The 13,181-nt window shown below is 62.9% G+C and carries 16 protein-coding genes; 7 read left to right on the forward strand and 9 right to left on the reverse strand.

Features of this window, described 5'->3' with window-relative positions; all coding sequences use genetic code 11:
• Positions 1 to 35 precede the first annotated feature (35 nt).
• Genes prfA through AB5I84_RS04430 form a run of 3 tightly spaced genes read left to right on the forward strand, consistent with a single transcriptional unit; the run spans position 36 to position 2,700 of the window.
• A complete protein-coding gene (gene prfA, locus AB5I84_RS04420; protein ID WP_369454646.1) occupies positions 36 to 1,127 on the forward strand; it encodes a peptide chain release factor 1 in 1,092 nt (363 codons plus the stop codon).
• Entirely contained in the window at positions 1,124 to 1,963 is an 840-nt protein-coding gene (prmC, locus tag AB5I84_RS04425) for a peptide chain release factor N(5)-glutamine methyltransferase (RefSeq protein ID WP_369454647.1), read from the forward strand. Before prfA ends, prmC begins: the two co-directional genes overlap by 4 nt.
• On the forward strand, positions 1,939 to 2,700 hold the full coding sequence (locus tag AB5I84_RS04430) for a HesA/MoeB/ThiF family protein (RefSeq protein WP_369454648.1): 762 nt from the start codon (positions 1,939 to 1,941) through the stop codon (positions 2,698 to 2,700). Before prmC ends, AB5I84_RS04430 begins: the two co-directional genes overlap by 25 nt.
• Before the next feature lie 52 nt (positions 2,701 to 2,752).
• Here the strand turns inward: AB5I84_RS04430 and AB5I84_RS04435 are convergent, their stop codons facing one another.
• Positions 2,753 to 3,391, reverse strand: coding sequence for a peroxiredoxin (locus tag AB5I84_RS04435; RefSeq protein WP_369454649.1), 639 nt, complete (start codon positions 3,389 to 3,391; stop codon positions 2,753 to 2,755).
• Positions 3,392 to 3,561: 170 nt separating this feature from the next.
• Here AB5I84_RS04435 and AB5I84_RS04440 point away from each other — a divergent pair, with 170 nt between their 5' ends.
• Positions 3,562 to 3,945, forward strand: a complete 384-nt coding sequence (locus AB5I84_RS04440; protein WP_369454650.1) for an acyl-CoA thioesterase — start codon at positions 3,562 to 3,564, stop codon at positions 3,943 to 3,945.
• Positions 3,946 to 3,951: 6 nt separating this feature from the next.
• Here the strand turns inward: AB5I84_RS04440 and AB5I84_RS04445 are convergent, their stop codons facing one another.
• The 3 genes from AB5I84_RS04445 to AB5I84_RS04455 form a co-directional block, all read right to left on the reverse strand.
• Positions 3,952 to 4,278: a DUF3301 domain-containing protein gene (locus tag AB5I84_RS04445; protein WP_369454651.1), complete on the reverse strand. Its 327-nt coding sequence runs from the start codon at positions 4,276 to 4,278 to the stop codon at positions 3,952 to 3,954.
• A 121-nt stretch (positions 4,279 to 4,399) separates the two neighbouring features.
• Complete coding sequence (locus AB5I84_RS04450; RefSeq protein ID WP_369454652.1) at positions 4,400 to 5,224, reverse strand: putative RNA methyltransferase; 825 nt, start codon at positions 5,222 to 5,224, stop codon at positions 4,400 to 4,402.
• Between the two features lie 54 nt (positions 5,225 to 5,278).
• A complete protein-coding gene (locus AB5I84_RS04455) occupies positions 5,279 to 6,205 on the reverse strand; it encodes a LysR family transcriptional regulator (protein ID WP_369454653.1) in 927 nt (308 codons plus the stop codon).
• A 695-nt stretch (positions 6,206 to 6,900) separates the two neighbouring features.
• Here AB5I84_RS04455 and AB5I84_RS04460 point away from each other — a divergent pair.
• Positions 6,901 to 7,461, forward strand: coding sequence for a hypothetical protein (locus AB5I84_RS04460; protein WP_369454654.1), 561 nt, complete (start codon positions 6,901 to 6,903; stop codon positions 7,459 to 7,461).
• Positions 7,462 to 7,494: 33 nt separating this feature from the next.
• Here AB5I84_RS04460 and AB5I84_RS04465 read toward each other — a convergent pair whose 3' ends face one another.
• The 3 genes from AB5I84_RS04465 to AB5I84_RS04475 all read right to left on the reverse strand — a co-directional run bounded on the left by AB5I84_RS04465 (position 7,495) and on the right by AB5I84_RS04475 (position 9,233).
• Entirely contained in the window at positions 7,495 to 7,830 is a 336-nt protein-coding gene (locus AB5I84_RS04465; RefSeq protein WP_369454655.1) for a hypothetical protein, read from the reverse strand.
• Between the two features lie 175 nt (positions 7,831 to 8,005).
• Entirely contained in the window at positions 8,006 to 8,416 is a 411-nt protein-coding gene (locus AB5I84_RS04470; RefSeq protein ID WP_369454656.1) for a hypothetical protein, read from the reverse strand.
• 121 nt (positions 8,417 to 8,537) lie between these two features.
• Positions 8,538 to 9,233, reverse strand: coding sequence for an FKBP-type peptidyl-prolyl cis-trans isomerase (locus AB5I84_RS04475; protein ID WP_369454657.1), 696 nt, complete (start codon positions 9,231 to 9,233; stop codon positions 8,538 to 8,540).
• 155 nt (positions 9,234 to 9,388) lie between these two features.
• On the opposite strand from AB5I84_RS04475, the gene AB5I84_RS04480 reads away from it, so the two are divergent.
• Positions 9,389 to 9,865, forward strand: a complete 477-nt coding sequence (locus AB5I84_RS04480) for a DUF192 domain-containing protein (RefSeq protein WP_369454658.1) — start codon at positions 9,389 to 9,391, stop codon at positions 9,863 to 9,865.
• 83 nt (positions 9,866 to 9,948) lie between these two features.
• On the opposite strand, the gene AB5I84_RS04485 is transcribed toward AB5I84_RS04480, so the two are convergent.
• The gene (locus AB5I84_RS04485; protein ID WP_369454659.1) at positions 9,949 to 11,316 is read right to left on the reverse strand and encodes an iron-containing redox enzyme family protein; all 1,368 of its coding nucleotides are present in this window, start codon (positions 11,314 to 11,316) and stop codon (positions 9,949 to 9,951) included.
• Between the two features lie 120 nt (positions 11,317 to 11,436).
• Entirely contained in the window at positions 11,437 to 12,216 is a 780-nt protein-coding gene (locus tag AB5I84_RS04490) for a sulfite exporter TauE/SafE family protein (RefSeq protein ID WP_369454660.1), read from the reverse strand.
• Between the two features lie 103 nt (positions 12,217 to 12,319).
• Here AB5I84_RS04490 and AB5I84_RS04495 point away from each other — a divergent pair, with 103 nt between their 5' ends.
• Positions 12,320 to 13,108, forward strand: a complete 789-nt coding sequence (locus AB5I84_RS04495) for an AraC family transcriptional regulator (RefSeq protein ID WP_369454661.1) — start codon at positions 12,320 to 12,322, stop codon at positions 13,106 to 13,108.
• Positions 13,109 to 13,181: the final 73 nt, after the last annotated feature.

Here is a 13,181-nt window from a genome sequence, read left to right on the forward strand (position 1 = left end):
CGTCGCCCTCCCGTCCATGCTGCGAGCACCGAATCATGAAGGAACGTCTTACCCAGAAACTCGACCGCCTGGTGGAACGTCACCAAGAACTGTCCGCGTTGCTGGCCACCGCCGAGGTGATTCAGGACGCAGCACGGTTTCGCGCCTGCTCGCGCGAATACGCCGAGTTAGAGGAAGTGGTGGTCTGCTACCGCCAGTACCGTCAGGCGCTGGCCGACCGCCAGGCTGCCGAAGCGATGGCGGCCGATCCCGACCCCGAGCTGCGTGAACTGGCGCAGGAAGAACGCGCTGATGCCGAACAGCGACTGCAGCAACTGGAAGCGGCGTTGCAACAGCTGATGTTGCCGCGGGACCCGCGTGACAATGCCAACGTCTATCTGGAAATCCGCGCCGGCACCGGCGGTGACGAAGCCGCCCTGTTTGCCGGCGACCTGTTGCGTATGTATAGCCGTTTTGCCGATCGCCAAGGCTGGCGGGTGGAGCTGGTCAGCACTCACGAAGGGGAATATGGCGGTTTCAAGGAAGCGATTTGCCGGGTCACTGGTGACCAAGTGTATTCCCGGCTCAAGTTCGAGTCTGGCGCGCACCGGGTGCAGCGGGTGCCGGCCACCGAATCCCAAGGCCGCATTCATACCTCCGCCTGTACGGTGGCGGTGATGGCAGAGGCCGAAGATGTCGGTGACGTGGAACTGCGCAACGAAGACTTGCGCATCGATACGTTCCGTTCTTCCGGTGCCGGCGGTCAGCACGTCAACACCACCGACTCGGCGGTGCGGATCACTCACTTGCCCACCGGTGTGGTGGTGGAATGCCAGGATGAGCGTAGCCAACACAAGAACCGCGCTAAAGCCATGGCGTGGTTGAAGACGCGGCTGTACGACACGCAGATGCAAGCGCAGCAACAGGAGCGTGCCGCCACGCGCAAGTCGCTGGTTGGCTCCGGCGACCGTTCGGAACGCATCCGCACCTACAACTTCCCTCAAGGCCGGCTGACCGACCACCGCATTAACCTGACCTTGTACAGCTTAGCTGACGTGCTCGACGGCGAGCTGGAAGGGGTGATCCAACCGCTACTGGCGGAACATCAGGCCGAGCAGCTGGCGGCGTTGGCCGAACACGGCGCATGAGCGCCACTATTGCCACGCTGCTGGCGACGGCGCGAGCACAACTGGCGCCGGTGTCTCCCAGTGCCGCGCTGGACGCCCGCATCCTGCTGGCGGAGGCGCTCGGTGTGTCCGACAGCTACCTGTTCACTTGGTCTGACCGCAGTGTGGATGCCGCCGGGCAGGCCCGCTTCCACGCTTGGCTGGCGCGGCGGGTGGCCGGTGAGCCGGTGGCGTACATTCTGGGCGCGCGGGAGTTTTACGGCCGCCGCTTTGCGGTGTCGCCGGCGACGCTGATCCCGCGTCCGGATACTGAATTGTTGGTGGAGCTAACGCTGCAGCAAGCGGGCTCCGCCGCGCTGCGGGTGCTCGATCTCGGCACCGGTACGGGTGCGGTAGCGATCACCCTGGCGCTGGAGCGGCCGCAGTGGCAGCTAGTGGCGGTGGATCGGGTGCCGGAGGCACTGGCGCTGGCGGCTGCCAACGGCACTGAGCTTGGGGCCCGCGTTGATTGGCGCTGTTCCGATTGGTTTGCGGCGGTGCCGGAGTGCTTTGATGTGATTGTCAGCAATCCGCCCTACATCCGTGCTGATGATCCGCATTTGGTGCAGGGCGACGTGCGCTTTGAGCCCGCCTCGGCGCTGGTGGCCGGTGATGACGGTCTTGATGATGTGCGGCGAATCGTGGCAGAAGCCGGTGTTCATTTGCGCGCGGGCGGTCTACTGCTACTGGAACACGGTTACGACCAAGGCGCAGCAGTGCGTAGTTGCTTGCGGCAGGCGGGTTTCGACGCGGTGACCACGGCGCGCGATTACGGTGATCAGGAGCGGGTGACGTGGGGGAGGTGGACGCAATGCTGACCGATGCCCAGTTGTTTCGGTACAGCCGCCAGTTGCTGGTGGCGGAGTTCGATCTGGATGGCCAAGCGGCGCTGTCGGCGGCGCGGGTAGTGATGGTAGGTGCCGGCGGTCTCGGTGCCCCGGCGGCGCTGTATCTGGTGGGCGCCGGAGTCGGCACCTTGGTGGTGGCGGACCCGGACCACCTGGAAGTGTCGAATCTGCATCGCCAGATCGCCTATCGGCAACGGGACGTGGGGCAGGCCAAAGCTTCTGCTTTGGCAGCCGAGCTACACGCACTGAACCCGACCGTGACGGTGGAACCGCACCACTGTGCGGTGGATGCTCAATGGCTGGACGCCCAGCTGCCGAATGCCACCGTGGTACTGGATTGCTCCGACAACTTTCCCACCCGTTCGCTGCTCAACGAGCGCTGCCACGCCCACGGCGTGCCGTTGGTGTCCGGTGCAGCCATCCGCTTGCAGGGTCAGGCGGTGGCGTTTGATTTCCGCCACCCGGATTCGCCCTGTTACGGCTGTCTGTACGGTGACGGCGAAGCGCCGGAACTGCCCTGCAGTCAAGCCGGTATCCTCGGCCCGGTGGTGGGAACAGTGGGAACTTGGCAGGCGCTGATGGTGCTGCGGCTGCTGTCCGGCGAGCGCGTGGACGGCGTGTTGCACAGTTTGGATGGCCGGCAACTGACATGGCGTCAGCATCCGTTCAAGCGCGATCCGGATTGCCCGGTGTGCGCCGGGCGCTGAATCGACGTCACAAAAAAAGCCCGCTTAGCGCGGGCTTTTTTGAGGCAGCGGATTACTTGTTCGGCTGCGGCGTCAGGCGCAGGTAAGGACGCACCGCGTTGTAGCCTTTCGGGAACCGCTGTTTCAGCTCTGCTTCATCGGTGATCGACGGCACGATCACCACGTCGTCGCCATCTTTCCAATCCACCGGCGTTGCCACTTTGTAGCCATCGGTCAGTTGCAGCGAGTCGATTACTCGCAGAATCTCATCGAAGTTGCGACCAGTGCTGGGCGGGTAGGTGATGGTGGCGCGGATCTTCTTAGCGGGATCAATGAAGAATACCGAGCGCACGGTAACGGTGGCCGCGGCATTCGGGTGCAGCATGTCATACAGCTCCGAGACGCTGCGGTCTTCGTCGGCAATGATCGGGAAATCCACTTCGCACTGCTGGGTGTCGTTGATGTCTTCGATCCAGCGCGCGTGGGAGTCTACCGGGTCCACCGACAGTGCGATGACTTTCACATTGCGACGCGCGAAGTCTTCGCTCAGGCGCGCAGTGCGGCCCAGCTCAGTGGTGCACACCGGGGTGAAATCCGCCGGGTGAGAGTAGAGCACCACCCAGCTGTCGCCGGCCCAGTCGTGGAAGTTGATCCGGCCGATGGAGGTGTCCTGGTCAAAGTTCGGCGCTTCATCGCCCAGTCGCAACGTCATGGAAACTCTCCTGTAAGTCGATACACCTGCGGGCCGCGTTGGCCCACATCAGCCCTTGACCATACGAGGCGGCGGCGTAATCGGGAAATGACCAATCGCTCTGTGCTCATGCCAAGCAGTTATGAGCGGGCAGGCTATACTGCCGCGCTGATTGATCGGGAGAGTTTTTTATGCACCGCACTGTTATTGAGCCGCGTTTCTATGAAACCGACGCGTTTGGCCATATCAACAACACCGTCATTGCCGGCTGGTTCGAGACCGGACGCCGCGGTGTGTTCGAGCTGTTCAGCTCGGACATGGATCCTCGCAACCTCAACCTGATTCTGGCGCGTATCGAAATCGATTTTGTCGCGCAAACCTACTACGGATCAGAAGTCGAAATCCGTACCTGGGTGGAGCGCATCGGCCGCACCTCGTTCACTGTCAGCCAAGAGGCGTGGCAGAACGACCAGTGCGTGGCACGTGGCCAAGCGGTACAAGTGCATTTTGATTGGCAGACCCAAGCGCCAGCGCCGTTGAGCGAAGACCAGAAGGCGGCACTGGCCGCGCTGTAAGCGGGCTCAGTGCAGTGATTGGAACCGGTGCGGTTGCAGCGTGATGCTCTGCACCAAGCTGCCGAGCATCACCAGTTGGCCTTCGTAACGTTCGTCACCAGTGACGGTGAACTCGAAGCGGTAGGTGCGGCGTAGCCGCATCGGGCCGTTGCCGTGGCGGGCGATCCAGATGCGGTCCAGTGCTACCGATTCGTCGAGCAGTTCGACATCAACCTGTTTGCAGTGCTGGCGGGCCGCCCGGTAAGCGCGTTCGCGTACGCCCTGTCCGCGCCAGAACAGCGCCGCCACCATGACGATGGCGCCGAACAGAATCAGGTCGATCATCTCCAACATGGGGCTGCGTCCTGTGCCAAGCCTAGATGGGTGAAAAACAATGAACCCATCGACTATGAACGCTTTACCTGCGGTTGCCAATCAGTCGGCGGCGACGACGACCTGTGGTCGTGAGCGTGGCTTAAATGGCGGGGCGGCGAAGTCGGTGCAGCACGACGTCGAGCTGCACTGATAGGCTCTCCAGTTTGGCGAGTGCGGCCCGGCGTTCGGCATTGGCGCGGAAGAAATGCGGCGTCATCAACGCCAAATCGGCTAACGCCGCCGCGTCCAAGCTAATGCGATAGCGCACCCGTTGTTGCGCTACGGCTTCCAGTCCGGCGGCTTCGGCGCGGGCGGCGGTGGGCAGCGGCTTGTGCTGCACTTCGGCGTATAGCAGTTGTCGCAATTCGAGCAGGTGGTCGGGACCGGGATCGGCCAGTAGCAACTCGCCGCCGGGTGCCAGTACATCGTGAAACGCCGGATAACATTGGAATCCGAACAAGCACAGCAACAGACGCGCACTGGCGGGCGCCACGGGCGGTTGGCGATTGGTGCCCACCACCCAGGTTATTGCCGACGCGCGTTTGGCGGCGTCACGTACTGCCCACTTCGAGATGTCCATGCCGACGCACTGGTGCGCCGGCCAACCGAGTTGCTGCTGCAGTTGGTGCAGGTAGTAGCCCTCACCGCAGCCGGCATCCAGTACGTATTGTCCGATTGGTAGCTCGGCGTCCGCCAGCAGCGTCCGCATTGCGTTGACCAGCGCGCGATAGTGGCCTTGGTCAAGGAAGCGGCCGCGGGCGCGCACCATGTCACGGCTGTCACCGGGATCCCGGGAGCGTTTGAAATGTGCCGGCAATAGCGGCCAGTAGCCTTCCCGGCTGCGGTCGAAATGATGGCCGTTGGCACAGCGGGCGTGCCGATCGGTGAGTGTCAGCGGCAATTGATCGAGTGGGCAGCAAAGCATGGTCGGCGCGGGTGGCGGCAAGGGCCGGCAGTGTAACGCAGCTGGCGCTCGGAATCAGGCCGGCGGCGCCAAGTGGGCGTCCAGATACTCGATCAGCAGTCGGGTGCGTTGCGGCAGGTTGCGGCGGCCGGCGAATACCAAGTAGTAGTCCAAATTAGGCAGCCGGTAATCGGGCAAAACATGCACCAGGGTGCGGCGGCGTAAATCGTCGATAACATCTTGCTCGCCCACCACCCCTAGTCCTTTGCCAGCACGCAGCCAGGCCAAGTAGACATCGCTGTCATCGGTGGTCATGTTCGGCACTATCTTGATGTTTTCCTGCCGGGCGCGTTGGCCTTGCTCACCCGCGTGGGTGGAACGCAGTGGCCACAGGTCGTTGAGCGCGCCTTGGCTGTCCAGCGCCAGACAGCGATGCAGGCGGATGTCCTGCGCCCGGTGCAGCGGCGCAGCCTCGCGGATATAGGTTGGTGAGGCCACTAGGAAACAGCGATTGCTCAGCAGCCGGCGCGCCACCAGGCTGGAGTCCTGCGGCTCGCCGAGGGTGATGGCGAGGTCGTAGCCGTCGCGGATGAAGTCCACCCGGCGGTCTTCAAGATGCAAGTGGATTTGCAGCGCCGGGTACAGTCGCGAAAAGGACGCTACCAGCGGTTCAATCAGGCGGCGGCCTATGGAGAGGCTAGCGATGACCTTCAGGCTGCCGCTGAGCGCATCGTCCGGATTCGACAGCGCGCTGATGGTGTCGTGAATATGGGCGAACACGTCCGACAGCCGATCATGCAGCGCCTCACCGGCGGCAGTCAGGATCAGGTCATGGCCATCGCGCAGCACCAAGCTGGTACCAAGCGCTTCTTCCAGTCGCTGCAGGCCTTTTTTCACTGAAATCGGTGCCAGTGACAGCCGTCGCGCGGCTCCGGCGAGGGTGCCGGCGTCCACCAGTGCCATGAAAATATCCAAGTCTGACATGGTGTTGACGTCGTTCATGGTGGCCTCCCGCCAAACCGGGCAACAGCTGCCGTAGAGAGTGTGTTGCGGATGCGGCGCCAGGCTTCTGGAGCGCGGGGGTCGGGACAGGTCCGACGCGGCGGGCATCATTGTGTCGATCCCCGGAGTTGAACTTGAACATAAGTTCAAGAAACGCAGCTTTTCCAAATATTTATTTTTTTGCCGGTGCAGCCTGCCATTCTTGTCATGCTGCGATCATAAGTGTCCCGGCGGCGCAGCGCGGAGAGCTCGTTCCAGTGGCGCTCCGGCCCCGGCCCGGCGGTTGTCGTGTGAGGCCAGGCGCTATGCCGCATCCGTCGACACCCTTAGTGAGCGCGCTGGCCAGGTTGCTCCAGTCTTGATGGAAGGTGCTGACGGGACGCAACGGCTTCTATAGAGGTCATATTGGTGCTTTGAATTAAATAGAAAAAATCGAAAAGCTGAATTTCATCTATTTCACTTTTTGTGATTTCAGGCCTAGCCGGGAGGGCGGCATGGGACGCAAAGGTTGGTTACTCAGTGGCGCCCTGGTGCTGGTCGGTATAGGGCTGTGGCAATGGCCGCGACATGCCGAGAGACCGTTGCCGGTGAGAGTCCCGTCTGACGCGCCTCAGGCTCCGCTGTCGCCTCCACCCAGTCCCTCACCGACGGCACCGCCGGCCGCTGCTGCGGTGAAAGCTGGGAGTAATCATTTGTTGGCGGGGCTGCAATTAATCGCCCTGTTTCAGACCGATGATGCGGCTCTGGCGTCGGCGGTGATTGTGATTGATGACACCCGCATTGCCCGCTACCGGGTTGGCGAGCGGTTGGATGCTGAGCGGCGCATCAAGGCATTGCTGCCGGATCGGGCGCTGATCGAGGGTGCGTATGGCGTGCAGGTGCTGCAGCTGGCGCCGTTGTCCGGTGCCGCGCAAGCAGCGGTACAGTCCGCGGTTGCGGAGCCGGAAGGAGAGGCGTCACCGCCCGCTCTGACACCGCGCGAGCAGGTGCTGGAGGAGCTGGACCTGACGCCGGTCACGGCTGGCAGTGCGGACGGTTATCTGGTCGGAGAGCGGCTGTCGACGGAAGTCACTGCGCGCAGCGGCGTGAAACCGGGCGATACAGTGGTGTCATTGAATGGTTACCCGCTTGGTGAAGCCGCTTGGGACGAACTGGCGTGGCAGTCGTTTGAGTCTTCCGGCAAGGCGGTGGTGCGGGTGCAGCGCGGTGGGGAAACCTTCTATGTGAATTACCCGGAACCGGACAACGGGCAGTAAAGCGGCGGCACCCGTGGGCGCCGCCAGCTGACCTCAGTTGAGGTCGTCCAAGGTCACGGTCAGGGAATCGTGACGACGGACGTTGTGCTTCCAGAACACGTAATCATCGTGGTCTTCATCGACCACACGGATATCGAATATCGGGTTGTCGTAGCCGCTGATGTCGATCGGCTGGCTGTGGCCATCACGCAGGATGGAGCTGCCGAGAACATCTTCTTCCCAATCTTCGGAGTCGGGCGGGCTCAGATAGATGTAGTGGATGTCGTAACCGGTTTTATTGTGGATCGTCAGGCGGAAATCTTCCGCATTCGCCAGGGCAGACAGCCCTAGGGAGAAAAGTGCCAGGCAGGCAATCAGGTACTTGCGCACGGGAGGTCCCCTCGGTTTGAGATAGTAGTGCTTGCTGAATGCCGGCCAAGGCCGATGTGACACATAACCCGGACGTTCAACGGCGCCGACTATACGCCAAAAGCGGTCGCCGGTCAGTTACAGTCGGGCGAAGCCACCGGCCCGTGAACTGGGTCACATAGGCCGGTGCGGAGGGTCAAGGAGTAGCGGCAGCCGGCTCCGGTTTGCTCAGAAATTGCTGCGACACCCGGTCCAGCAGCGACTGCGCGTTGTCACAGCTGGCGGTCGCATCGCTGCAACCGAGGCACTCTTTCAACGCCTGGCTGGCGAGGGTCAAGTTGATGCGATAGCCGAGGTGCTCGTAGCCCACTACCTGGTCCTGAATGGCTTGCACTTGCGCCAATGCTGGCGCTGCCTCACTGCGGCACGCCTCAACCCCTTCGGGTTGATCGAGGGCATAGCGCTCGGGTTGGCTGCTGCCTTGCTGACGTAATTCGGTAAGTGTGCTGACTTGCGCGCGGACCTGATCCTTGCTTGCTTCCGTTGCATAAGCCACTGGTGCCGAAAGGGTCACCAGCAGGGGCAGCAATATTGACAGCCGTTTCATGACACATCCCTGTTGGGTGAAAGGAAGGCGGAGTGCGGCCCGCCCCGGACCTGTCGAGACTAGCCGCCTGTAAAGGGGCTGTCACGGCCAGGCCGGGAAAGGCAGCTTTTAGCGCCGTGCTTCAGGATTTCTCCACATCCAGCAGTTCGATCTCGAACACCAGCGTGGAGTTGGGGCCGATCGGGCCGGCACCTTGATCGCCATAGGCCATCTGCGGCGGCACTACGATGCGCCACTTGTCGCCCACTGACATCATCGGCAGCACTTCTTGCCAGGCCGGGATCACTTGGCGCAGGGAGAAGTTGATCGGCTCGCCGCGCTCGTTGCTGTCGTCGAACACGGTGCCGTCCACCAGCGTGCCGCGGTAATGGGCGGTAATGGTGTCGTCCATGGCCGGGTGAGGGCCGCTGCCGTTGGCAAGGCGCTCCAACTGGATGCCGCTATCGAGGGTTTCGACGCCGCTTTGGCGAGCATGCTCAGCGCGGAAAGCGTCGCCGGCAACTTTATTCTCGTTGGCCAGCTTGGCTTGGGCGGCTTCTGCCTGCTCCTGCGCGCGGCGCTGGAATGCGGCACCGACTTCGTCCATTTCTTCGTCACTGAGCAATGGCTTGCCCTGTGGATCAAGGCCGGTGCGCAGACCGTGTTGGATCAGTGACTGATCCAAGCCACCGACGCTGTCACGCACCATCATTCCCATTTGGTAACCGACGGCATAAGCCATTTTCTGGTCTTCCGTGTCCAATTGAGTGGGCGCTGAGTTGGTCACTGCGCATCCCCCCAGGCCGATCACTGCGGCCGCGACCATAAGTCGTTTCATGTTGCCTCCCTTCTGAAGCTTTGTACTGTTGTCGGTATCGAATGCGCGCCGCGCCGGAACACCCAAGTTGCCCAAGCAATTTGCCACGCGCCTGTGCTGTGACCGAGGTGCCGCACGCAAGTTCTATTTTTTGCAGATCGAGGTGGGAGATCAGGATGAACGGTTGGCGGTTGCTCGCCAGTGTGGCGATCGGAGCGTGGGCGGGCGTCCTGGGGGCGGCGCCAGCGCCGACCGTAGCGCTGTGTCCGTCCGGTGCCGCTGGTGAGCGTGGCCCATGGCACGCAGAATTAGCCGCCACGCCGGCCCAGCGCGCGCGAGGCTTCCGTGATCGCCCAGCGCCAGATGATCACACCCTGATCTACTTTCTCTATCGTCACGACCAGACCCGCACCGGTTTCTGGATGTATCAGGTTGAGGTGCCACTCGACATCGCCTTCATCTCTGCGGCGGGTGAGGTGCTGGCGATCCGCACCATGGTGCCCTGCCTTGGGGCGCCATCCAGCTGCCCGGTGTACCACGCTCCGGCTCCGTATCGCGCCGCACTGGAAGGCGCCGCCGGCGTCATGGCGCGTCGGGGATTGGCCGTGGGCGACACACTTCGTCGCTGCGTTGACGCCGCTGCCAGCGAGTAATCGAGCGCCCCATCTTTCGATCCGGTGCCTACAGGTCACTGGCCCGCCCGGCAGCCGGCATCAGCATGACCGTACGCTGTCGCTCAAATCACCATGCTGCGCTGGGTCGACGACAGGCCCCGCGACAGCCAGTGCCGTGGGCAGGCCCCCATGCTGCCGGCGCGGAAGGCACGGGTGGCCAGCAGACCCAATGGCGTACTGTGTTGCGAGGGGCCTAGCAGCGGTACTAGAGCCGCCATGCGCGCATTACGATCGGCGCATGGCGCTAGCCGCTGAAGCAGCTGTTGGTGCTGCCCCGGTGAGGGGCTGCTGTCGTCACGTTGCGGCCGACTGCTGTCCCACAGCGAGCTGCCGCTGCCAAGCCAATCGAGCAACAACTGCTGTTCACGCAGCGAGAACACCCCGTACATCTGCGCGCCCGGCGGGTAGATTAAGCGCCAGAACCGGCTTTGGAGCGGCTCTTGGCCTGGTTTCAACCAGCCTTCGCGCAGCAACGCAGCACGCAACGCGCTGCCGTCGTTGCGGCCTTCATCAAGCAAGGATTTGAGCGGTTGGCTACCGACCCGGCAACCGGCGTGGTGCAGCTGCAAGCCCACCGCCGCTTTCGCCGCCAATACGTGATCAAGTGCCTCGGTGAGATCGAACTGTCGAATCAAATCCGGCGTGCCGATGCCACGCTCTGCCAACGCCGCCCCACGTCGCACGCGACGATAAAACGCTTGTGGATCACGGGCAGCTGCCACTAACCGCTGGGTGGCTTGGCACGCCATGATCGCGTGACCGCTATCGGCGTTGTCGATGGTGATGTGCAGCACGAAGTAGTAGGGGTCGAGATTGAGCTCGGCCAGCTCTTGGCGGGTGATCAGCAAGTGCAGTGGCAACTGTTCATAACTGAGGTTGAAGCCCACCACCTCCGGCAGAAATTCTTCTGTCAAAGCGCCCAGCGCCAGTTGCAGAGCCCCCTGTACAAATAAGCTGTCCGGTAGGCGCTCTAGGTCTTCACAGTGATAGCGCTGGACTAACTGCTGGTAGAGCAGCACATGGTTTTGGCTTGGCAGACCATCCCCAAGTTCTTCCAAGTAGGTGCGCACCAGAGGAGCAAAGCGAGGGTCATTCCAATGTTCGCAGCAGCCGTAGAGCCAAGCGCCATCGACCAGCTTGGTAGGCGCTGCGCGGCGGAGAAAGTCGAGCGCATGACTGATGTTGGAGAAGTAGCGCCGTGGAGCGCCTTGCTGGCGCTCCAGTTGGTACTGTTCGAACGCCTTGCCGACTGACAGGTGCTGGCTATCGAGCCAGGCGGGCAATTGGTCGAGCTGAGCCGGGAGTGGGCTGTCGTCCGCCTCGCAAGCATCAAGGTGGTAATGGAGAAAAGCACGCGCACTGTCCAATGCTCCGGCGTCCGGTATCGGCTGTTGCAGGCGTTGATAGAGCGTCCGTGCAAGGGCTTCCATGGCTACCTCCGTGGTGGCGGTTGAATTCCTCGTGCACTTGTTACGGCCGGAGTGTGCGCGTGAGGTTCCGGGGTGCCCAGTGAGCCAACAGGATTTTACAGCGGCGCAGTCATGGCGCTGTCACAGCATGACCATGACCAGCAGAACCATTGTTAGCAATGCCAGATAGGCATGGGCATGCACCGCGTCCGGGATGCGGCCGATCAGCGGCGCCGCCAGGCGGATGCCGAGCCAAGCGCCGAGCATCAGCGTCAGTGCGGCCGGCACATGCACCAGTCCCACCTGGCCTGCGCTGGTGGTCGTCACGGCAGGCAGCAGCAGGTAGACGGCGCCGCCGGCCACTGCCACCGGCAACGTCAGCGGGTTGGCCAGTGCCGTGGCGGTGGTCATGCTGGCACCGCGCCGGCGCATCAATGGCACCGTCATCACGCTGCCGCCAACGCCCAGTAGTGCGGCGATGACGCCGATCACAGAGCCGGCCACGGCATTGGCGCTGGCACTGAGCGGTTGCAGAGTGGCTTGCTGCGGTTGCAGAAAACCTTTGCGCAACAGGTTGTCGGCCAGCGTCAGCACCAGATAACCAATGAACAGGTGGCGCAGCAGTGCCGCGTCCAGCTGGGCCGACAGCAGCGCGCCCAGCGCCGCGCCGATCGCCAGCGGCAGTACCAACGGCCGCACCGTCTGCCAAGGCAAGCTGCCGTGGCGGTGATGGCGCCAGCTGGCCATCAGCGCGCTGAATATCATCACGCAGGTGGAGGTAGCTACCGCACTGTGCATGGCGTTGCTGCCGTCCTGCGACAGCAGCACATAGAGCAGCGGCACGGTGACAAAGCCGCCGCCGAAACCGAACAGCGCGGTGGTAATGCCGGTGGCAATGCCCAGCACGAATAACACGTCCATGGCGAACTCCTACTGCAGAACAGCGGCAGAATACGGGCTGCGGGCTTGGCATGCTTTCGATGATCGGACAACAATGCACGGGTTTCGGCCATTGGAGTCCGGTGTGCGCAACGTTCCCTTAAGCAGCGTGGAAGATCTGCCGCGTGCGGTGCTGGCAATTGCTACGGACTACGCTCCCGGCACTGTGCTGCCGCGCCACCGCCATCGGCGGGCGCAGCTGTTGTACGGCATGTCTGGGTTAATGGAGGTCACCACTGACGATGGTGCCTGGGTGATTCCGCCCTACAGTGGGGTGTGGATTCCGGCCGGACAGCCGCACCAAGTGCGCATGCAGGGTGTCAGCACCCGTAGCCTCTATATTGAGCCGCAGGCGGCGCCACGGGCGGCGCGTCAATGCGAGGTGCTGGTGGTCAGTCCGCTACTGCACCAGCTGCTGCTGGCGGCTGCCGACGTGGAGGGGCTGCATGCTTTGGGTGGCCGCGACGAGGCGCTGATGACACTGATCTTGCATGAGGTGGCCGCGGCACCCTCGATGCCGTTGTCGGCGCCAATCGGCTGCGATGCGCAGCTGGCCCGGCTGTGTCGGGCGTTCCTCAAAGCACCGGACCGACGCATCAGCGCCGAACAATGGGCGGCACAGGTGCATCGCAGTCCGCGTCAGTTCAGCCGGTTTTTCCGCCAACAGACCGGCATGTCGTTTGCGCGCTGGCGGCAACAGGCCTGCTTACTGGCGGCGTTGGCGCGGTTGTCGGCCGGCGAGTCGGTGACGTCAGTGGCGCTGGAGCTGGGCTATGCCAGTCCGGCGGCGTTTTCGGCGCTGTTCAAGCAGCGCTTGGGGCAGGCGCCCAGCGTGTTCCAGCGCCAAGTGCGGGGGGAGGGGCAGGGCGACTGACCGGCGCCGATGCACTCATCGCTGCGCGATGATTAGGCGTGGATCGCTGGTGGGTGAACTTCACTGGAAGCAA

Source organism: Alcanivorax sp. REN37 (assembly GCF_041102775.1).
Lineage (GTDB): Bacteria > Pseudomonadota > Gammaproteobacteria > Pseudomonadales > Alcanivoracaceae > Isoalcanivorax > Isoalcanivorax beigongshangi.